20 protein-coding genes are annotated in these 20,456 nt (G+C 69.4%); 4 read left to right on the top strand and 16 right to left on the bottom strand.

Annotated elements, in window-relative coordinates; translation table 11 throughout:
• Positions 1-15: 15 nt before the first annotated feature.
• The 4 genes from D5S08_RS04850 to sciP all read right to left on the bottom strand — a co-directional run bounded on the left by D5S08_RS04850 (position 16) and on the right by sciP (position 5,762).
• Positions 16-3,510 carry an efflux RND transporter permease subunit gene (locus tag D5S08_RS04850; protein WP_121116061.1) on the bottom strand — a complete coding sequence of 1,165 codons (3,495 nt, stop codon included), beginning with the start codon at positions 3,508-3,510 and terminating at the stop codon, positions 16-18.
• Between the two features lie 11 nt (positions 3,511-3,521).
• A complete protein-coding gene (locus tag D5S08_RS04855) occupies positions 3,522-4,760 on the bottom strand; it encodes an efflux RND transporter periplasmic adaptor subunit (protein ID WP_421757448.1) in 1,239 nt (412 codons plus the stop codon).
• A gap of 266 nt (positions 4,761-5,026) precedes the next feature.
• Positions 5,027-5,293: a GlsB/YeaQ/YmgE family stress response membrane protein gene (locus D5S08_RS04860; RefSeq protein ID WP_121116063.1), complete on the bottom strand. Its 267-nt coding sequence runs from the start codon at positions 5,291-5,293 to the stop codon at positions 5,027-5,029.
• Between the two features lie 130 nt (positions 5,294-5,423).
• Positions 5,424-5,762, bottom strand: coding sequence for a CtrA inhibitor SciP (gene sciP / locus D5S08_RS04865; protein WP_121116065.1), 339 nt, complete (start codon positions 5,760-5,762; stop codon positions 5,424-5,426).
• Positions 5,763-5,992: 230 nt separating this feature from the next.
• Between sciP and mnmA the strand changes: the two genes are divergently transcribed.
• The gene (gene mnmA / locus D5S08_RS04870; protein WP_121116067.1) at positions 5,993-7,141 is read left to right on the top strand and encodes a tRNA 2-thiouridine(34) synthase MnmA; all 1,149 of its coding nucleotides are present in this window, start codon (positions 5,993-5,995) and stop codon (positions 7,139-7,141) included.
• Here the strand turns inward: mnmA and D5S08_RS04875 are convergent.
• On the bottom strand, positions 7,138-7,482 hold the full coding sequence (locus D5S08_RS04875; protein ID WP_121116069.1) for a hypothetical protein: 345 nt from the start codon (positions 7,480-7,482) through the stop codon (positions 7,138-7,140). The genes mnmA and D5S08_RS04875 overlap by 4 nt on opposite strands.
• A 50-nt stretch (positions 7,483-7,532) precedes the next feature.
• Between D5S08_RS04875 and D5S08_RS04880 the strand changes: the two genes are divergently transcribed.
• Positions 7,533-8,657, top strand: a complete 1,125-nt coding sequence (locus D5S08_RS04880) for a serine hydrolase domain-containing protein (RefSeq protein ID WP_121116071.1) — start codon at positions 7,533-7,535, stop codon at positions 8,655-8,657.
• Here the strand turns inward: D5S08_RS04880 and D5S08_RS04885 are convergent.
• The gene (locus D5S08_RS04885; protein WP_121116073.1) at positions 8,654-9,454 is read right to left on the bottom strand and encodes a PhzF family phenazine biosynthesis protein; all 801 of its coding nucleotides are present in this window, start codon (positions 9,452-9,454) and stop codon (positions 8,654-8,656) included. The two genes, D5S08_RS04880 and D5S08_RS04885, sit on opposite strands and share 4 nt — an antisense overlap.
• Positions 9,451-10,056: a pyridoxamine 5'-phosphate oxidase gene (pdxH, locus tag D5S08_RS04890; RefSeq protein ID WP_121116075.1), complete on the bottom strand. Its 606-nt coding sequence runs from the start codon at positions 10,054-10,056 to the stop codon at positions 9,451-9,453. Before pdxH ends, D5S08_RS04885 begins: the two co-directional genes overlap by 4 nt.
• 345 nt (positions 10,057-10,401) lie before the next feature.
• Here pdxH and D5S08_RS04895 point away from each other — a divergent pair, with 345 nt between their 5' ends.
• Together D5S08_RS04895 and D5S08_RS04900 are read left to right on the top strand one after the other, a co-directional pair.
• Positions 10,402-11,388 carry a DnaJ C-terminal domain-containing protein gene (locus tag D5S08_RS04895; protein ID WP_121116077.1) on the top strand — a complete coding sequence of 329 codons (987 nt, stop codon included), beginning with the start codon at positions 10,402-10,404 and terminating at the stop codon, positions 11,386-11,388.
• Between the two features lie 70 nt (positions 11,389-11,458).
• The gene (locus D5S08_RS04900; protein ID WP_121116079.1) at positions 11,459-12,544 is read left to right on the top strand and encodes a D-alanine--D-alanine ligase family protein; all 1,086 of its coding nucleotides are present in this window, start codon (positions 11,459-11,461) and stop codon (positions 12,542-12,544) included.
• Between the two features lie 9 nt (positions 12,545-12,553).
• On the opposite strand, the gene dxs is transcribed toward D5S08_RS04900, so the two are convergent.
• From dxs to gpmA, 9 genes are all read right to left on the bottom strand, one after another.
• A complete protein-coding gene (gene dxs / locus D5S08_RS04905; protein WP_121116081.1) occupies positions 12,554-14,473 on the bottom strand; it encodes a 1-deoxy-D-xylulose-5-phosphate synthase in 1,920 nt (639 codons plus the stop codon).
• Between the two features lie 51 nt (positions 14,474-14,524).
• Entirely contained in the window at positions 14,525-14,986 is a 462-nt protein-coding gene (locus tag D5S08_RS04910) for a Fur family transcriptional regulator (RefSeq protein ID WP_121116083.1), read from the bottom strand.
• Between the two features lie 21 nt (positions 14,987-15,007).
• Positions 15,008-15,697 carry a peptide-methionine (S)-S-oxide reductase MsrA gene (gene msrA / locus D5S08_RS04915; protein WP_121116085.1) on the bottom strand — a complete coding sequence of 230 codons (690 nt, stop codon included), beginning with the start codon at positions 15,695-15,697 and terminating at the stop codon, positions 15,008-15,010.
• A 282-nt stretch (positions 15,698-15,979) separates the two neighbouring features.
• Positions 15,980-16,759 (bottom strand): TSUP family transporter, encoded by a 780-nt coding sequence (locus tag D5S08_RS04920; protein WP_121116087.1) that lies wholly within the window; start codon positions 16,757-16,759, stop codon positions 15,980-15,982.
• Complete coding sequence (locus D5S08_RS04925; protein WP_121116089.1) at positions 16,760-17,692, bottom strand: bifunctional riboflavin kinase/FAD synthetase; 933 nt, start codon at positions 17,690-17,692, stop codon at positions 16,760-16,762. It lies immediately after the preceding gene.
• Positions 17,689-18,180 (bottom strand): dihydrofolate reductase, encoded by a 492-nt coding sequence (locus tag D5S08_RS04930; protein WP_121116091.1) that lies wholly within the window; start codon positions 18,178-18,180, stop codon positions 17,689-17,691. Before D5S08_RS04930 ends, D5S08_RS04925 begins: the two co-directional genes overlap by 4 nt.
• 1 nt (position 18,181) lies before the next feature.
• Positions 18,182-19,240, bottom strand: a complete 1,059-nt coding sequence (locus D5S08_RS04935) for a 5-(carboxyamino)imidazole ribonucleotide synthase (protein ID WP_121116093.1) — start codon at positions 19,238-19,240, stop codon at positions 18,182-18,184.
• Between the two features lie 2 nt (positions 19,241-19,242).
• On the bottom strand, positions 19,243-19,755 hold the full coding sequence (gene purE / locus D5S08_RS04940) for a 5-(carboxyamino)imidazole ribonucleotide mutase (RefSeq protein ID WP_206610284.1): 513 nt from the start codon (positions 19,753-19,755) through the stop codon (positions 19,243-19,245).
• The gene (gene gpmA / locus D5S08_RS04945) at positions 19,755-20,441 is read right to left on the bottom strand and encodes a 2,3-diphosphoglycerate-dependent phosphoglycerate mutase (protein WP_121116095.1); all 687 of its coding nucleotides are present in this window, start codon (positions 20,439-20,441) and stop codon (positions 19,755-19,757) included. The genes purE and gpmA overlap by 1 nt, the downstream gene beginning before the upstream one ends.
• Positions 20,442-20,456: the final 15 nt, after the last annotated feature.

Consider the following 20,456-nt stretch of genomic DNA (forward strand, 5'->3'; position numbering starts at 1 on the left):
CGATCGGGCGTCGGATTACTCGGCAGGTTGTGCCACCGCGGTTGGGCCCACTTCGTCACCCGGACGATAGGTCAGGAAACGGTGGCGCATCCATGGCCCCAGCCGCTTCTCCAGCCCGTCCGCCAGGCTGAAGCCGGCGGGCACGATGATCAGCGTCAGCAGGGTCGACAGCAGCAGGCCGCCGATCACCACCGTGCCCATCGGCGCGCGCCAGGCGCCATCGCCACCCAGCGACAGGGCAGTGGGGATCATGCCCGCGGTCATCGCCACGGTGGTCATGATGATCGGCTGCGCGCGCTTGTGCCCGGCTTCCATGATCGCGGCCTGCTTGTCGCCGCCGGCCGCCATCTCCTCGATCGCGAAGTCGATCAGCAGGATGGAGTTCTTGCCCACGATGCCGAACAGCATCAGCATGCCGATGAACACCGGCAGGCTCATCGGCTGGCCGATCGCGGTCAGCAGCAGCAGGCCGCCCAGCGGCGCCAGCGCGAGGCTGGCCATGTTGACCAGCGGCGACACCAGCCGGCGATACAGCAGCACCAGCACCGCGAAGACCAGCAGGATGCCGCTGACCAGCGCAATGGCGAAGTTGTTGATCATGTCCGCCTGCCATTCGTCGGACCCGACGGGCGCGTTGGAAACGCCGGTCGGCAGGTTCTGCATGATCGGCAGGCGATCGATAGCCGGCTTCACGTCGCCGCTGGCGAAGCCGGGGGCGATGTCGGCGCTGACGAAGACACGACGGTCCTGGTTCACGCGCTGGATCGCGGTCGGCCCCGCGCCGAAGGAGATGTCGGCCAACCGTTCCAGCGGCACCGATCCGCCGCCGGCGGTGGGGACGGGCAGGTTGCGGATGTTGCTGATGTCGCGCCGGTCGGATTCGTCCAGCCGCACGCGGATCGGCACCTGCCGGTCCGACAGGCTGAAGCGCGCGGCGTTCTGGTCGATGTCGCCCAGCGTGGCGATGCGGATGGCCTGGCTCAGCGCGCTGGTGGTGACGCCCAGGCTGGCGGCCAGATCTTCCCGCGGGGTGATGATCAGCTCGGGCCGCTGCAGGTCCGCCTCCACCCGAGGGGCGATCACGCCCGGCACACCGCGCATCTGTCCGGCCAGCACCGTGGCGGTCTGTTCCAGCACCTTCGTGTCGGAGCCGGACAGCATCACGTTGATCGCCCGTCCGCTGCCGCCACCGCCGCCACCCTGCGGATCCTGGAAGTTCACGCGCGCATCGGGGAATTCCTGCAACGCCGGGGCCAGCTCCCGCTCGAACTCCAGGCTGGTGCGCACCCGGTCCTCCCGGAACACCAGCCGCACGGAACCTTCGCCCTCGCGCACGATGCCCATCGCCAGCAGCACTTCCTGCTCCTGCCGCATCCGGTTGGCGATCGCGTCGATCACCGCTTCGGTCTGGCGCAGGGTGGTGCCGGGCACCATCGTCACGCTGATGCGCGAGAAGTCGCTGTCGGAATTGGGGAAGAATTGCGAGGGCAGGTTCATCCCCAGCAGCCCGGTCATCACCAGCGCAGCCGCCCCGGTGCCGATCATCCATACCCGGTGATCCAGCATCCGCGCGCCGAACCGGCCGCGGCGATGAACATACCAGTCCCGGAAGGCATGGCCGAACATCCGCGCCAGCACATTGGTGCCCAGCAGCATCAGCCGCGCCGCCAGCCAGCCGGCCAGGCCCGCCGCCGCCAGCAGCAGCCCCAGGCAGGCGATAAGCACGACAAAGGCCGCCGCGCGCGCCAGGAAATCCGGCAGAAAGCCGAACAGGCCGACCCACGCCTTCATGTCCACCAGCCCCGGAACGCCGCCGACCACGCCGCCGATCACCGCCATTGCCCCGACCACAAAAGCCAGGCCGACGAGGCCGAACAGCAGGGCCGCGATCGGCAACCAGCGCCGATGGAACTCGCCCGTCGGGCCCAGGGCGCGCAGCCGCCGATCCGCACTCGTGCGATCGATCGACCAGGCAAGAGCCCGCATGTACACGTCCATCCACCGGCCGCCGCCATGTTCGGCATGGCCTTCCGCCTTCAGGAAATAGGCCGCGATCATGGGTGTGATCATGCGCGCGACCAGCAGCGAGATGAGCACGGAGACGACCACGGTCAGGCCGAAATTCTTGAAGAACTGCCCGGCGATGCCCGGCATCAGCCCGACCGGCAGGAACACGGCGACGATCGACATGGTGGTGGCGACCACCGCCAGCCCGATCTCGTCCGCCGCGTCGATGCTGGCCTGGAACGCGCTCTTGCCCATGCGCATGTGGCGCACGATGTTCTCGATCTCCACGATCGCGTCGTCGACCAGCACGCCGGCAACCAGCCCGAGCGCCAGCAGCGACAGGCTGTTCAGCGTGAAGCCGAGCATGTCCATGAACCAGAAGGTCGGGATGGCCGAAAGCGGGATGGCCAGCGCGGCGATCACCGTCGCGCGCCAGTCGCGCAGGAAGATCAGCACCACGATCACCGCCAGCACCGCGCCTTCGATCATGGCGTTGATCGAGCTGTCATATTGCTGGCGGGTATAGTCCACCTCCGTGAACAGGCGGGTGAAACGCACACCGGGATTCTCGGTCTGCAGCGCCTTCAGCACCTCCGCCGCGCCGTCATAGACGGACACGTCGGATTCGCCGCGGGCGCGGGTAATGCCGAAAGTCACGACCTGCCGGCCGTTGATCTTGGCCAGGCTGCTGATCTCGCCATAGGCATCGCTGACGCGGGCGATGTCCGACAGCTTGACGGTGCGCCCGTCGCCCAGCCCGATCTGCGTCTGCGACAGTTCGTAGACATCCTGCGCATTGCCCAGCACGCGCACCGACTGGCGCGATCCCGCGATCTCCGCCTGGCCGCCGGCGGCGTTGAGGTTCAGCTGGCGCAGTGCGGCATTGACCTGCGATGCGGTGACGCCCAGCCCCTGCATCCGCTGCGGATCCAGGATCACCAGGATTTCCCGGTCGACGCCGCCATTGCGGCTGACCTCTGCCAGGCCGGGCACGGTCAGCAGCCGCTTGGTCACGACATCATCGATGAACCAGGACAGTTGCTCGATCGTCATGTCGTCGGCCGCGACGCCGAAGAAGACGATGGGCTCGCTGCTGGTCTGCTGGCGGTAGATCTGCGGTTCCAGGATCCCGTCGGGCAGCTCGCCGCGGATCTGGTCGATATTGGCCTTCACCTCGTTCACGGCCTGCGCGATGTCGGTGCCGAGCGCGAACTCGATGGAGGTGACGCTGGCGCCTTCCTCCGCGGTGGAGTAGATGTTCTCCACCCCTTCCAGTGTCTGTATCGCGGCCTCGACCCGCTGCGTGATCTGGTTCTCGATCTCCGTCGGGGCGGCGCCCGGCTGGCTGATGACGCTGATCACCACCGGCAGCTCGATGTCCGGGTTGTTCTGCACATCCATGGACATGAAGGCGACGATGCCCGCCAGCATCAGACCGATGAAGGCCAGGATCGGGACCAGCGGATTGCGGATCGACCAGGCGGAGATGTTGGCGAAGTTCATGGGTGCTCGCCTCAGCTCGCGGCGGGGCGCTGGGCCACGGGCCGCACGGTGTCGCCTTCGTTCAGGAAGCCGCCGGCGCGCAGCACGATACGCTCGCTGCCGTCCAGCCCTTGCGTGACGGCGATGCCTTCCGGCGCAACCCGGCCCAGCTGGACCGGCCGTCGGGCAACCTTGTTGTCGCGGCCGACGATATAGACGAAGCTGGTGCCGTCCGTCGCGGTCTGGATCGCGCTTTCGGGCAGCATCGGCGCGACCACCGCGCCGGCATTGATCCGCGCCGTGGCGAAGCCGCCGGGGCGCAGCGCCTCGTCATAGGGGAGGGCGATGCGGGCGGTGCCCTGCCGGTTGCCCTGGTCGATGATCGGCGAAACCTGCCAGACCTGGCCGGTGAAGCTCCGGTCCGTGCCCACCGGCACGACCTCCGCCGGGACGCCGGTGCTGATCTGCGCCAGCTCGCCTTCGCCCACGCGGGCCAGCAGTTCCATCTCGCCGCCGCGGGCGATGGTGAACAGGGCGGCCTGTCCGCCGCTGACCACCTGGCCCAGTTCCACATTGCGTTCCAGCACCAGCCCGGCGGCGGGGGCCACGATGTTCAGCCGGGCATTGCGCGCCTGCGCCTCCCGATACTGGGCCTGGGCCACCCGCACCCGCGCCCGCGCCGCATCGCGCGTGGCGGTCAGCTGGTCGATATTGGCCTGGCTGATGAATCCGCGATCCACCAGCCGGTTGGCGCGTTCCAGATTGGCCTGCGCCAGCTCCAGATCGGCCTGGTTCACGTCCACCTGCGCCTGCAGGCTGCGGGCCTGTTCGGTCTGCACCGAGCGGTCGATCACCGCCAGCACCTGCCCCTGCCGCACCCAGTCGCCCGCTTCCACGGGGATGGACACGACATTGCCGCCTTCGCCCACCACGCCGACCGGCATGGCGCGGCGCGCGGCCATGGTGCCGGTGGCGGTGATGGTGCCGGCGACGGAGCTGCGGCCCGGCGAGATAACCGTGACGGACTGCGCCACGTCCTGCGGCGCGAAGTCGGTGTTGGCGCCGCCATGGTTCAGCAGAAAGGTCAGCCCGCCCAGCAGCGCGACGATCACCCCGGCCGTGATCAGCAGGCGACGGCGCGTGCGCTTGCGGGCGGCATCATCCTCCGCCACGGTCACGTGGGTTTCCCCGCCATGGGTGACGGGATCCGAATCGGACATCGCCGGATTTGCCGCCGCGCCAAATTCCTGCGGCTTGGGTTCGTAATTCATCTGCGCCATCAGCCTCTTGCAACGGCTTTGCCGGTGGCCCGGGCATGCGGGTCGTCACGGGCCATTGTCCGCCCGCCGGTGTAGTCACCTCCGCAACTTGTAGCAATGCACCTTCCATCAAGGCCCGATGTGGCCCGACGAACGCTTGTTTCAGAGGCTGTACGGCGCGCGCAACAAAAAGGGGCGGGGTCGCCACTGGCGCCCCGCCCCTGTTTTCAGCATCCGGCCTGCACTGGGCAGGCCGGGTCAGCCGATGTGCCGGTGCTTCAGCGCACCCGGCCGCGCTGCACCAGATTGACGATCGCCAGCAGCACCACGGCGCCGACGATGGCGATGATGAAACCGGTGATGTTGAAGGTCTGGATGGTGCCCTGCACGCCGAACAGCGCGCCGGCCAGCACATTGCCGATCAACGCACCGATGATGCCGACCACGATGTTCCAGAAGATCCCCATGGAAGCGTCACGGTTCATGACCATGCTGGCCAGCCAGCCCGCAACACCGCCTACAATGATCGCAACAATCCAACCCATGCCCTGTCTCCTTGTTCTTCCCCTGCGCGGACCTGCGCAGCGGCTTCGTACAGGCGACAAACGGGGGCTTGCTCCATGCGTTCCCCGCGACCGGACGTGCCTGGGCGGCGACCGATGGATCGGGCTTGGTTCAATAGCGCAGTTGTCGTTGATATTGATCGCGATAATGCTTGATCTGCGTGACGCGCAGCCCGCGCATTCCCGACCGGTCGAACCCGCGCTGCCAGCCGGCGAACTCCTCCAGCGTCAGGCCATAGCGGTCCAGCACCTGCTCGATCGTCAGCAGACCGCCATTCACCGCGGCGACCACCTCCGCCTTGCGCCGGATCACCCAGCGCCGGGTGTCGGGCGGGGGCAGGTCGTCCACGGTGATGGGCAGGCCCAGCGGTCCGATCACGGACGGGGCGGCGCCCGCCGCTGGCCGCTCCCCATCGCTGCCGCTGATCGTCGTACCTGCCTGCGTCTTCATCCTGTGCGCCCCCTCATGGTCCCGTATCTCGCGGGCAGCATGGCCTTGCCGGTCTTGGCACGGGCTGAAAGGCTTGGGTTAACGGCGTGTTGGGGAACGGCGCCGCCGCTCGCCCGCCATATCGGGATTCTCCGGCAATCATCCGGCGGTCTTAGGCGTGCTTTGGCAAACAGGGGGTTAAGCGCCGCCAATGGTCAAACCGGCGCGGATGGTGTAGGGGGCCGCCCATCATGACGACCCTTCTGGCCTCCGATGCCGCGCGCCTGTTCGACCTGCCGCGTGCGCCTGCGCAGTGCCGCATCGTGGTGGCGATGTCGGGAGGGGTGGACAGTTCCGTCGTCGCCGGCCTCGCCGCCGCCACCGGGGCGGAGGTGGTGGGCATCACCCTGCAGCTGTACGATCACGGCGCGGCAACCGGGCGCAAGGGGGCGTGCTGCGCGGGCGACGACATCCGCGATGCGCGCAGCGTGGCCGACCGGCTGGGCATCGCGCATTACGTGTTCGATCACGAAAGCAGCTTCCGCGAACAGGTGGTGGAACGCTTTGCCGACGATTACCTGACCGGCCGTACGCCGATCCCCTGCATCCGCTGCAACATGGGCCCCAAGTTCACCGACCTGCTGACGATGGCGCGCGAGCTGGGCGCCGATTGCCTGGCGACCGGCCATTATGTGCGCCGGGTGACGGGCGCCGCCGGCCCGGAACTGCACCGGGCGGCCGATCCCGCGCGTGACCAGTCCTATTTCCTCTACGGCACCACGGCCGAACAGCTGGCCTTTCTGCGTTTCCCGCTGGGCGACCTGCCCAAGCAGGAGGTGCGGATCATGGCGGAGGCGATGCGGCTGGCCGTGGCGGGCAAGCCCGACAGCCAGGACATCTGCTTCGTGCCCGATGGCGATTATGCCCGCGTGGTGAAGAAGGTGCGGCCCGAAGGGGTGGCGCCCGGCGCGATCGTCCATGCCGAGACGGGGGAGCAGCTGGGCAGCCACGGGGGTGTGATCCACTTCACCGTCGGCCAGCGCCGCGGGCTGGAGATCGGCGGACAGCCCGAACCGCTCTATGTGACCGGGATCGACGCCGCCAGTGCCGAGGTCCGCGTAGGGCCGCGCCGCCTGCTGGCCGTCAGCGCCGCGCGGCTGGAGGATACGGTCCGGATCGGTCCGCTGCCCGCCGCCACGCCCGACCAGCCCTTCCATGCCAAGGTGCGGTCCATGGCCAGGCCCGTGCCGGTCACGCTGGAAGGGCCGCTGGGCGACGGGGCCGGCGCGACCATCCGCTTCCACGCGCCCGAATATGGCGTGGCCCCCGGGCAGGCGGCAGTGCTCTATGCCGGGGACCGGGTGCTGGGCGGCGGCTGGATCGAGGGGACGGAGGCCTAGCGCTCGGCTTCCCACGGCTCCAGCAGGCAGCCGGGACCGGGTGAGTAGGTGGCCGTCTGGCGGGCGAACAGGGGCATGGTGGCGGTGACGCTGCGTGCCTCCTCGTCCTCGCTCAGGAACACGGCGCCCATACCGGGTTCGAAGTCGCGGGTGCAGTCGTCCAGCGTCCGGCCGCCGATGTGCCGGCATGAACAGGCGGTGCGCGCCCCGAAGCTGGCGGCGGTGGTGGCGTAGGCGTCCAGCGTCGGCCAGGCGAACCACAGCCCGCCGGCCCCGAGCGCAAGCACCGCCAGCAGCAGGCGCGGCCAGAATCGGGCGCGCGGTGCCTGCCGGTCTGCCATTGCCCCATTTGCCGTTGCCAATCGCCTGCCCCTGCCGGAAGAAGCGCGCCATGCCGCGCCGCCGCCCCTTTATCGCCACCACCCTGCTGCTGCCAGTCTTGCTTGCCGCCTGCGGCACGGAGGCGCCGACCGCGCCCGCACCGCCCTCCGCCGAGGCGCTGTCGGTGGTCGTGGCCAGGCCGGGCGCCGACCGGGCCGAGCTGGCGCGCGCGGTCGATGCGCTGTTCACGGCGGAGGGCATCGGCGAGACCCGCGCGCTGCTGGTGCTGCACGATGGGGAGGTGGTGGCGCAGCGCTATGCCGCAGGGTTCGGGCCGGACAGCCGGTTCCAGGGCTGGTCCATGTCCAAGACCGTCACCGCGCTGCTGATCGGCCTGCTGGTGTCGGACGGCAGGCTGGCGCTGGACGGGCCGGCTCCGGTGCCGCTGTGGCAGCGCGCCGGCGATCCGCGGGGTGAGATCACGGTGCGTCACCTGCTGCAGATGCGCAGCGGGCTGAAGCATCAGGAGATGGCCGATCCGGTGTACGAATCGGCGGAAGTGCGCATGATGTTCGGCGACGGGCGCGACGACATGGCCGCCTGGGCCGAGGCGCAGGTGCTGGAACATGCTCCGGGTACGACCTTCACCTATTCCACGCCCACCAGCGTGATCCTGTCGGACATCGCGGCCCGCGTGCTGGCGCCAGACGGCTCCCCGGCGGAGCGGCAGGCGGCGGTCTCCAGCTATCTGCAGACGCGGCTGGCGGTACCGTTGGGGCTGCGCCGCCTGACGGCCGAACATGACCGGCAGGGCACGATGGTCGGCGGCGCAATGGTCTGGGCCACGGCGGCGGACTGGGCCCGGCTGGGCGAGCTGCTGCGGCGCGAAGGCGTTGCCGCCACCGGCACGCAGGTGCTGCCGCGCGGCTGGGTGGAGCTGATGCGCGATCCCAGCCCCGCCTCCCCCGATTATGGCGGGGCGCTGTGGCTCAACCGGCCGAGCGGGGGCGAGCGGCAGGTGCTGTTCCCGCAGGCCGGCCCGGCGGACCTGTTCGCGCTGGTGGGCCATCTGGGGCAATATGTGCTGGTCGCGCCCGGGCAGGAACTGACCGTGGTGCGGCTGGGCAAGACCGATCAGGCGGACCGGCCCGCGCTGGTCCGGGCGCTGGCCGATCTGGTGACGGTGTACCGCTAAGGCAGGGTGAAGCGCCCCTCCACCACCGTCACGCAAGGACCGCCCAGCCAGGCGCGGTCGCCTTCCAGCCGGCAATGGACATCGCCGCCGCGCTCCGATGCCTGATGCGCGGTGAAGCTGTCACGGCCCAGCCGGGGCGCCCAGAACGTGCTCAGCACGGCATGGGCGCTGCCGGTGACCGGGTCTTCCGGGATGCCGACGCCCGGCACGAAGACCCGGCTGACCACATCCGTCTTGGTGCCCGGCGCGGTGCAGATGAACTGGTGGTCCGGCCCCAGCCGCGCCAGCCCCGCCATGTCGGGCGCCAAGGCGCGCACCGCCGCCTCGTCTTCGAACAGGAACAGGTTGTAGCCATCCTCCCGCCGCCACACGCCCGCGGGCTCCGCGCCCAGCAGCGCCACGACCTCCGGCCAGCTGGTCGCTTCCACGCGGATCGCGGGCAGGCCCAGCGCATAGATCGCGCCATCGCGCCGCACCTCCAGCAGGCCGGCGCGGCGGGTGCGGAAGGTGACGCGCTGTGCACCGTCACGCTCCAGCAGCGTGTGCCCGCTGGCGAGCGTGGCATGCCCGCACAGCTGCACCTCGCCACCCGGCGCGAACCAGCGCAGCTCCCAATCGGCCACCTCGCTGGGATCGCGCAGCACGAAGGCGGTTTCGGCGAACATGTTCTCCGCCGCGATCTGCTGCATCGCGGCGTCGGGCAGCCACTCGGTCAGCTCCAGCACCGCGGCCTGGTTGCCGGCAAAGGCCCGGGCGGCGAAGGCATCGACATGCCAGTAAGGGACGGACCGGCTCACGGGTACAGCAACGTGCTGGTCCAGCTGCCATCGGCCGCCTGCCTGAACTGCCGCCGCTCGTGCAGGCGCGCGGCGCGGTCCTGCCAGAACTCCATGCTGGCCGGCGCCAGGCGGAACCCGGTCCAGTGCGGCGGGCGCGGGACCGGCGCCCCCGCCAGTTCCCGTTCCAGCGCATCGACCCGGTTCAGATAGGTCTGCCGGTCGTCCAGCGGCCGCGACTGGTCCGACGCGGCGCTGCCCAGCTGGGAGGCGCGCCCGCGCGAGGCGAAATAGGCGTCGGCCTCTTCCGCACTCACCTCCTCCAGCAGCCCTTCGATGCGGATTTGCCGGCGCAGCGATTTCCAGTGAAACAGCAGCGCGGCACAGGGATTGGCGGCGATTTCCCGCCCCTTGCGGCTTTCGGCGTTGGTGTAGAACACGAAGCCGGCGGCATCATACCCCTTCAGCAGCACCATCCTCAGCGACGGGCGGCCATCGGGCTTGGCGGTGGCCAGCGCCATGGCGTTGGGGTCGTTCGGTTCGCTGTCCTGCGCCTGGGCGAACCACTCAGCGAACAGGGCAAAGGGATCGATGTCGGGGATGGCGTCATGCTGATCGGTCATGGTGCGACCTTAGAGCGGTGGGGCCTGCTGGCAAAGCCGCTTGCTCTCCGCCATTGCCTTACCAAGGGTCCAGACCCACAAACGGCAATGGCCGTGATCGCCCGGCCGTGTTCGTCCGGCAAGAAGCGGTGCGCAGCGCGTGGCGGCGCCACGCGCAAGTGCCGCGACGCAGTCGGCGGGCGCGACCGGGCGACCGCGAAGCGGCGGGCGGCTTTTGGCACCGGGCAGCGTCGCGCGTCGGTCACGATGGATTACCATCGCTCCCTCCTTGCTCCTTGCCCGGTGCCAAAAGCCGCTCCGTCACGACCGTTGCCGTTTGTGGGTCTGGGCCCTAGCTAACACACCATGGCAGCAGATCCCTATTCCACCCTTGGCGTCACCCGTTCGGCCAGCGAGGCGGAGATCAAGTCCGCCTATCGCAAGCTGGCGAAGGAACTGCATCCCGACCGCAATGCCGACAATCCCAAGGCGGCGCAGCGCTTTTCCGAGATCACCAATGCCTACGACCTGCTGGGCGACAAGGACAAGCGCGCCCGGTTTGACCGGGGCGAGATCGACGCGGACGGCAACCCGGCCTCCCCCTTCGGCGCCGGCGGCGGCGGCGGTTTCGGTGGTGGCGGCTTCGGCGGGGCCGGCATGGGCGGTCGCGCCGGTGGTGCGCGCGGCTTCGAGGAGTTCGCCGGGCAGGAAGCCGATCTGGGCGACATCTTCGAAGGGCTGTTCGGCGGGCGAGGCGGCCCCGGCATGGGCGGCATGGGCGGAGCGGGTATGGGCGCCGGCATGGGTGCAGGAGCCGGACGGCGCGCGCCGCAGCGCGGGGCCAACGTCAATTACCGGCTGAAAGTCGCGTTCATCGATGCCGCGACCCTGGCGCCGCAGCGCATCGCGCTGAGCGATGGCGCCACGATCGACCTGAAGCTGCCCGCGGGCGTGGAGGACGGCACGCAGCTGCGCCTGAAGGGCAAGGGCGAGCCCGGCGCGGGCGGCCCCGGCGACGCGACCGTCACGATCGAGGTGCAGCCGCACCCCTTCTTCACCCGCGATGGCGATGATGTGCGGCTGGACCTGCCGATCACGCTGGACGAGGCGGTGGCCGGCGCCAAGGTCAAGGTGCCCACGGTGGACGGCCCGGTGATGCTGACCGTCGCACCGGGCAGCGGCGGCGGCAAGGTGCTGCGCCTGAAAGGCCGCGGCTTCACCCGCAAGGCCGGCGGAAGGGGCGACCAGCTGGTGACGCTGAACGTGGCTTTGCCGGCGGATCTGACCGAACTGGCCGAGCGGTTGGAGGGGTGGAGCGATCCTACGCCGGTGCGGGCGCGGCTGGGGGTCTAGGGCGGCTTGACGGGGGTCCGGCTGTCCCGGAGAGGCACCGAGTTCAGCCGCAGCCGTTCAGGAGATCACCATGTCCGTCGCCGTCCTGTACCAGGCCCTTCCGCCGCCGGTGATCGACGGATTGCGGAAAGAGGCGAAGCCGGGCGGCTATTCCGATGGCGGTGCGGACATCGCCCATGCGCTGCGGCTGGCGGGCGAGGCCGTCGTGACCCCGGTGTCGGCACCGGATCCCGCCACGGCGATGGATTGGGTGTTTCCGGACAGTGCCGCAGGGATCGCCGCGGCGGTTGCGGCGGGGGCCTCGGTCCTGTGGGCGAACACCGTGCTGTTCGCCGGGCACCCCCTTGAAGGCGTCCTCGCCAGCTTTGACATCGTCGGCCAGCTGCCAGCCGCGATGCAGGCGTTCGACGACAAGTTCGCCACCAACCGCATGCTGGCGGGAGCCGGATTGCCGGTTGCGCGGTCGTTCCTGCTGTCCGGAACCGCCCGGGAGGGGGTCCATACCTTGGCGGATGTCGATCAGTCCTGTGCCGAGCATGACATGGTCTTTCCCTTGATCGTCAAACCCGTGCGTGGGCGGGGCAGCCAGGGCGTGACGCTCGTCGACGATCTGGCGGCCCTTTGGTCGGCGGCGGCTGACCTGATCCAGGCGGCCACCTTCGGCGACATGCTGATGGTGGAAGAATATCTGGGCGGTGACGAGATGACGGTCACGGTGATGCCGCCCATCGCTCCGCGGCCTGACGGCAGCCACGCGCAGCGGCACTGGACCTTGCGGCCGGTGTACCGATTCGATCAGCGTGGCGGGGTCGCGCCGTACAATGGCGATGTCCCGGTCACCGCCAACAGCATGGCCATCGATGAAGCGCGCCTGCAGGATCCGGCGATCGTTGCCATGCTGGAAAGCTGCGCCGCGGCGGCCGCCCATGTTGATGCGCGCTCCGCGATCCGGATCGATTGCCGGGCGGACGGGCATGGCACGTTCCGGCTGTTCGACCTCAACATGAAACCGAACATGACCGGTCCGGGCCGCCCCGGACGGGACGATCAGGATTGCCTGTCCGCCATCGCGGCCCGTGCGGATGGCTGGCGCTACGTCGATCTCCTGCGCGCCATGCTGGCGGCCCGTTGGCGGCAGGACAGCGCAGCCAGCTAGGCCGGTGAATCAGGCCCGCGCTTCCTCCACGCCCGTGCTGTTGTGGCGCAGCGCGGTCAGCACCGTGTCCACGATCTGCGGGGCGTTGAGGCCGGCCTGATCATACTGCTTGTCCGGCGCGTCATGGTCCTGGAACAGGTCGGGCAGGCGCATGGTGCGGATCTTCAGGCCGGCATCGGTCAGGCCCAGATCGCTCGCCAGCGTCAGCACATGCGCGCCGAGGCCGCCGATCGAGCCTTCCTCCACCGTGACCACCACTTCATGCGTGGCGATCAGCTTGCGGATCAGATCGGTGTCGAGCGGCTTGGCGAAACGCAGATCGGCGACCGTGGTGCTGAGCCCCTTTGCCTCCAGCTGGTCGGCCGCCTTCAGCGCCTCTGCCAGGCGGGTGCCGAGCGACAGGATGGCGATCTTGCTGCCCTGCTTAACGATGCGGCCCTTGCCGATCTCCAGGCGCTCCGGCGTTCCGGGCATGGCCACCCCGGTGCCGTTGCCGCGGGGGTAGCGGAAGGCGATGGGGCCGCTGTCGTGCAGCGCGGCGGTGTAGGTCATGTGGACCAGCTCCGCCTCGTCCGCCGCGGCCATCACCACCATGTTGGGCAGGGTGGCGAGATAGGTGACGTCGAAACTGCCCGCATGGGTGGCGCCATCGGCCCCCACCAGACCGGCGCGGTCGATGGCGAAGCGGACCGGCAGGTTCTGGATCGCCACATCATGCACCACCTGGTCAAAGGCGCGCTGCAGGAAAGTGGAATAGATCGCGCAGAACGGCCGCATGCCCTGCGCCGCCAGACCGGCGGCGAAGGTCACCGCATGCTGTTCGGCGATGCCGACATCGAAGGTGCGGTCAGGATGCTGCGTGCCGAACTTGTCCACGCCGGTGCCGCCCGGCATGGCGGCGGTGATGGCGCAGATGCGTGGGTCCGTCTCTGCCAGCTTCGCCAGAGTCTCGCCGAACACGTTCTGGTAGGCGGGCGGGCCGCCAGCGCTCTTCTTCTGTTCGCCGGTGATGACGTCGAACTTCTGCACGCCGTGATACTTGTCCGCCGCGCTCTCGGCCGGGCCGTAGCCCTTGCCCTTCTGCGTCACGACATGGATCAGGCACGGACCTTCGGCTGCGTCGCGCACATTTTCCAGCACGGGGATCAGCTGGTCCAGATCGTGTCCGTCGACCGGGCCGACATAATAGAAGCCCAGTTCCTCGAACAGGGTGCCGCCCATGGCCATGCCGCGGGCATATTCGTCCGTCAGCTTGGCCGCGCGATGCAGCGGCTGGGGCAGCTTGCGGGCCAGCTTCTTGGCCAGTTCGCGCAGACCCAGGAACCGCCCGTCGCTCACCAGCCGGGCGAGATAGCCCGACAGGCCGCCCACCGGCGGCGCGATCGACATGTCGTTGTCGTTCAGGATGACCACCAGCCGGTTGCCGGCAGCCTCCGCATTGTTCATCGCCTCATAGGCCATGCCCGCGCTCATCGCGCCGTCGCCGATCACGGCGATCGCCTTGCCGTTCGCCCCCATCAGCTTGTTGGCGATGGCGAAGCCCAGGCCCGCGGAGATGGAGGTGGAGGAATGCGCCGCGCCGAACGGGTCGTATTCGCTCTCCGTCCGCTTGGTGAAGCCGGACAGGCCGCCGCCCTGGCGCAGGGTGCGGATCCGGTCGCGCCGGCCGGTCAGGATCTTGTGCGGATAGGCCTGGTGGCCAACATCCCAGATCAGCCGGTCGGTCGGCGTATCGAACACGTAATGGATGGCGACCGTCAGCTCCACGACGCCCAGGCCGGAGCCCAGGTGCCCGCCGGTGGAACCGACCGCGTCGATCATCTCCTGCCGCAGCTCGTCCGCCAGCTGGGGCAGCTGCTTGGGCTGCAGGCGGCGCAGATCGGCGGGCAGGTTGACCTGATCGAGCAGGGGGGTGGAAGGACCGTTCATCTTGAGTGACTTACACAGGCGGGGGCGGCCTGTCGATTATGTGCGAAGCGATCAGCCCGCGCAGGCCGCACACAGCCCGCGCAATTCCACCACCGGGCGCACATCGGCAAAGCCTGCCTTGCCGCCCGCATCGCGCAGGGCCCCGGTCAGCCGGTCATCGTCCAGATGGGTGGCCGCGCCGCAATCGTCGCAGATCAGGTAGATGCAATCGTGCCGGCAGCCCGGATGCGTGTTGGCGATAAAGGCATTGGCGCTTTCGATCCGGTTGGCGAGGTTGGTGCGCACGAACAGGTCGAGGATGCGGTAGATCGAATTGGCCGCCACGCGCTTGCCGCGCTGATTGCCGACCTCCTCCGCGATGTCATAGGCGCTGACCGGGCGGGCCTGCGCGGCGAGCGCGGCGAACACGCTGGCGCGCATGGCGGTCCATTGTTCGCCGGCGCGGGTCAGCGCGGCTTCGGCCTCCGCCGCCAGATCAGGGCCGCTATGTTCGTGATGCGCATGTTTCGCCATGCGACGGGATATAGGCGGGGATCAGCCGCTGCGGAAGGTCGCGCGGTAATGGTCGGGGAACATGCGGCGCAGCGCCGCCACCTTGGGCGCGTCCCACCGCTGGATATAGCCGTGCTGCGGATTGCGGCGGGCGAAGTCCTGATGCTCGGCTTCCGCCTCGAAGAACTGGCGCGCCGGTTCTATCGCCGTCACGATCGGGCGGCTCCACACGCCGCTCTGCCGCATCTGCGCCAGATAGGCGGCGGCGACCTCGCGCTGTTCGGCGCTGACCGGGATCAGCGCGGCACGGTACTGGCTGCCGCGATCCGGCCCCTGCCGGTCGCGCAGGGTCGGGTCCGCAACCACGGAAAAGAAGATGCGCAACAGCTGGTCATAGCGGATTTGCGCCGGATCATAGGTGACGCGCACCGTTTCCGCATGGCCGCTCAACCCGCTGGACACGCGATAATAGCTGGCGGTGGCCGCATTGCCGCCGTGATAGCCGCTGACCGCGCTGGTCACGCCCTTCACATGGCTGAACACCGCCTCCACACCCCAGAAGCAGCCGCCGGCGAAATAGGCGGTTTTGAGCCCGCCTTGTTCATCTGCTGGGCGCGCCGCAACGGGTGCTTCAAAGGTGGCGTCGGCCGCCGCCGCCGGCGCGCAGGCGGCCAGCGCCGCCGCTGCGAGCAGCGGAGCGAGGCGGACGGGCAGGCGGCGGGACAGCGTCATGTCAGACGGTGGCGATCGTCGCCAGCAGCGCGGTGGCGGTGATGCCGAAGCCAGCGAGGAAGGACAGGACGACATCATTCTTGAACAGGGACATGGCAGTTGACTCCAGTGGCACAGGGCCGTGGGATGCCTGATGCACACCCGGCCGTTGCCCGATACTGAATGCGGTGGTCGGCTGCGGTTCAGCCGGGCTTCGTGCATGGTGGCGGGCTTCAGCCTATCTGGGCCGCGGACCTGTTTGTCGCCATGCAGCTTTTCCATACCCATCAGTATGGAATGTTGTCAACCGGGCAGCAGCTGCCACAGCGGATTGGCGGGATCGGCCAGCAGCCGCGCCGTCATGGCCAGGCTCAGCACCACCAGCAAGGGGCGCACCCCGCGTCCGCCATAACGGATCGCCAGATGCGCGCCCAGCTGGTTGCCGGCCACGTTGGCGGCGGCCATGGCCAGGCCCAGCACCCACAGCACATGGCCGCCGGCGATCATCGCTGCAAGAGCAGACAGGTTGGTGGCCAGGTTGATCAGCTTGGTATTGGCGATGGCGCGCACCAGCCCCAGCCCGCCCAGCGTGACCAGCGCCAGCGTCAGGAACGATCCGGTGCCGGGGCCGAAGAACCCGTCATAGAAGCCGATCGCGCCGCACACCAGCGACAGGCCGACCGCACCCAGCCGGGCCTTGCGGTCGACATCGCCCATCGGCGGGGCCAGCCAGAAATACAGCGCCATGGCGATCAGCAGCACCGGCACCAGCGCGCCCAGGAAGGTCGGGTCCACATGCTGCACGGTGACCGCGCCCGCCGCGCTGCCCGCGAAGGCGGCCGCCACCGGCCCGGCAAAGGCGCGCAGGTTCACATGGCCGGCGCGAGCATAGGCGATCACGGCGGAACCGGTGCCGAGCGAGCTCATCAGCTTGTTGGTCGCCAGCGCCGCGACCGGCGGGATGCCGGCGGCCAGCGTGGCGGGGATCGTCAGCAGCCCGCCGCCGCCGGCCATCGCATCCACCGTGCCCGCCAGGAAGGCGACCGCCACCAGCAGCGCGAAGGCCTCTGCCGCCAGTTCCACCTACCCTGCCGCCAGCAAGCTGCGGGCCCGGGCGCAATCTTCATCCATCTGCGCGACCAGCGCGTCCAGCGAATCGAACTTCGCTTCCGGCCGCAGGAAATGGCGCAGCGCCACCTCCAGCTCCCGGCTGTAGAGATCACCGGAGAAGTCGAACAGGAACGGCTCCAGCAGCTCGACCGGCGGATCGAATTGCGGGCGGACGCCCAGATTGGCGGCGCCCTGCCATTCCTGGCCGCTGTTTAGGTCGCGCACCGTCACGGCATAGATGCCGTATCGCGGCCGCAGGTAGGATCCCATGTCCATGTTGGCGGTGGGATACCCGATCGTGCGGCCGCGCTTGTCGCCATGCTGCACCCGGGCGCGCACGGCGAAGGGGCGGGTCAGCAGCTCGGTCGCCACCTCGCATTCGCCGGCCTTCAGCGAATCGCGGATGCGGCTGGAACTGACGGTCAGCCCGCCGGCGGTGACCGGCGCCACGGTGCGCGCGGTGATGCCGTAGCGCGCGCCGTCACTCGCCAGGGTGGCTGTGCTGCCGCCGCGGCCTTGTCCGAAGGTGAAATCCTGCCCGGTGACCACGCCGCCTGCACCCATGCGCCCGGCCAGCAGTTCGGCCACGAAGGCGGGCGCCGGCATGGCGGCCAGCTCCGCATCGAAGCCGAAGACCAGCATGGCGTTCGCCCCGGCGGCGGCGAACAGTTCCTGCCGCTGGTCCAGGGTCGTCAGGCGGAACGGCGGCACGTGCGGTGCGAAATGGCGTACCGGATGGGGATCGAAGGTGGCGACGATCGCCGGGCGACCTTCGCTGCGGGCCCATTCCACCGCTTCGGCCACCACGCGCTGGTGACCCAGGTGGAACCCGTCGAAATTGCCCAGCGCGACGATCGCGCCGCGCAGGGATGCCGGCAGCGTGTCGCGATGCGTGCAGCGGATCACGCTGCGCGCCGTTCGTAAGTGACGAAGGCGTAAGCCGGCCAGGCATCGGCGGCGGGATGCGCCTCGCGCGCGACCTCGACCCAGTCCGAACCCGGCGCGGGCATCCGCACCTCGCCGCCGGTCTGTTCGTCCACTTCGGTGATTTCCTGCCGGGTGGCATGGGGTTCGAACAGGGCGAAGATCTCCGCCCCGCCGATCACCGCCACATCACCAACGCCAGACAGGGCGAGCGCCGCGTCCACATCATGCGCCACCTCCGCACCCTCCGCCTGCCAGTCACGCTGGCGTGTCAGCACGATATGCCGGCGGCCGGGCAGCAGGCCGGGCAGGCTGTCGAAGGTCTTGCGGCCCATCACCATCGGCAGGCCGGTGGTCAGGCGGCGGAATCGCTGCAGGTCCGCGCGGATCTTCCACGGCACGTCGCCACCAAGCGCGATGGTGCCGTCCGCCGCGCGGGCCACCACAAAGATGATTCGCCGCCCTGCCATGTCAGCCGATGCGGGTCACATGCCCCATCTTGCGCCCGTCGCGCGCATCGCCCTTGCCATACAGGTGCAGCTGCGCCGCCCCGTCCGCCAGCAGCGCGACCGGGTCGGCCACGTCGTCGCCCAGCAGATTGCGCATGGTGACGGGCAGCACGCGGGTGGTGGTGTCGCCCAGCGGCAGGCCACAGATGGCGCGGATGTGGTTGGCGAATTGGCAGGTGACCGCGCCTTCGATCGTCCAGTGCCCGGAATTGTGGACCCGGGGCGCCATCTCGTTGAACACCGGCCCGTCCGCGCCCGCGAAGAACTCGCAGGTCAGCACGCCGACATAATCCAGCGCCTTGGCCACCTGCAGCGCCAGATCGCGCGCCCGGTCCACCTGCCCGGCCACCAGCGGGCCGGGGGGCAGGGTGGAGGTGGCCAGGATGCCGCCCTGATGCACGTTCTGCGTCGAATCCCAGAACCGCACTTCGCCGTCGCGCCCGCGCACCAGGATGACGGAGAACTCCGCCGCGAAGCGCACCAGGCCTTCATAGACAAAACCGCCGGCCGAAAGGTCCAGCGCGGCGACGTCGTCCGGCGTGATCAGCCGCCACTGACCCTTGCCGTCATAGCCCTCGCGCCGGGTCTTCAGGATGCCGGGCAGGCCGATGGCGTTGAGGGCGACCCGCAGATCGTCATGATCGTCCACCGGGCAATAGGGTGCCGGGCGGCCGCCCATGCCCTCCACGAAGTCCTTCTCCCGCAGCCGGTCCTGCGCGATCTCCAGCGCGGCGAGGCCGGGGGCGAGCTTGTCGGCCGGCAGCAGGCCCAGCGGCTCCACCGGAACATTCTCGAATTCGTACGTGACCACGTCGCAGCCCGCGGCAAAGCGGGTCAGCGCGGCTTCGTCGTCCCACGCCGCCTCCGTCGCTTCGACGCATACCTCCGCCGCGACATTGTCGCCCGGCGGGGCATAGACGTGGCAGCGATAGCCCAGCTGCGCCGCGGCGATCGCGAGCATGCGGCCAAGCTGTCCGCCGCCAAGGATGCCGATGGTCGAACCGGGAAGGATGGGCACCATGGTCAGGCCGCGCCCTCATCCACCGGAGCTTCGGCCACGCGCTCGCTCTGCGCGGTGCGCCAGGCGATCAGCCGGGCGGCCAGTGCCTCGTCGGTCAGCGCCAGGATGGAGGCCGCCAGCAGGCCGGCATTGGTGGCCCCGGCCGGGCCGATCGCCAGCGTGCCGGTGGGAATGCCGGCGGGCATCTGCACGATGGACAGCAGGCTATCCAGGCCGCTGAGCGCGCGCGACTGCACCGGCACGCCCAGCACCGGCAGATGCGTCAGCGCCGCGACCATGCCGGGCAGGTGCGCCGCGCCGCCGGCGCCGGCCACGATCACCCGGAAGCCCTGCTCATGCGCGGTCTTGCCGAACTGGTGCAGCCGGTCGGGCGTGCGATGGGCGGAGATGATCCGCGCCGCATGACCCACCTCCAGCGCGTCCAGCACCTCGGCGGCGCAGCGCATCGTCCCCCAGTCGGACTGGCTGCCCATGATGATGGCCACAGGCGGCAGGGTAGAGGGCGCGTCCGCCATCAGATATCCTTCAGGTACCGCCGCTCGCCGGGCTGCATCGCATCGTCGAACTGGTAGATGATCGGCTGGCCGGTGGGGATCTCCAGCCCGGTGATGTCGTCATCCGAAATGCCGGACAGATGCTTCACCAGCGCGCGCAGCGAATTGCCATGGGCGCTGATGATCACCGTCTCGCCCGCGGCCAGCTGCGGCAGGATCGTGCTTTCCCAATACGGCAGCACGCGTTCGATGGTCAGCTTCAGGCTTTCGGTCGCGGGAATGTCCAGCCCGGCATAGCGCGCGTCGCTGGCCAGATCGAACGGGCCGCCTTCCTCCATCGCCGGGGGCGGCACGTCGAAGCTGCGGCGCCAGACATGCACCTGCTCCTCGCCATGCTTGGCCGCCGTCTCCGCCTTGTTCAGGCCGGTCAGCCCGCCATAATGCCGCTCGTTCAGGCGCCAGTCCTTCACCTCCGGGATCCACAGCCGGCCGCAGGCTTCCAGCGCCAGGTGCAGCGTGCGGATCGCGCGCAGCTGCACGGAGGTGTAGGCCAGGGTCGGCAGGATGCCGCGTTCCGCCAGCAGGGTGCCCGCGGCGGCGGCTTCGGTCACGCCCTGCTCGGTCAGGTCGACGTCCCACCAGCCGGTGAAGCGGTTTTCCAGGTTCCATTGGCTCTGGCCGTGGCGGACAAGGATCAGCGTGGGCATGGTGGCGGGACGCTC

Source organism: Croceibacterium ferulae, assembly GCF_003660445.1.
GTDB classification, from domain to species: Bacteria; Pseudomonadota; Alphaproteobacteria; order Sphingomonadales; family Sphingomonadaceae; genus Croceibacterium; species Croceibacterium ferulae.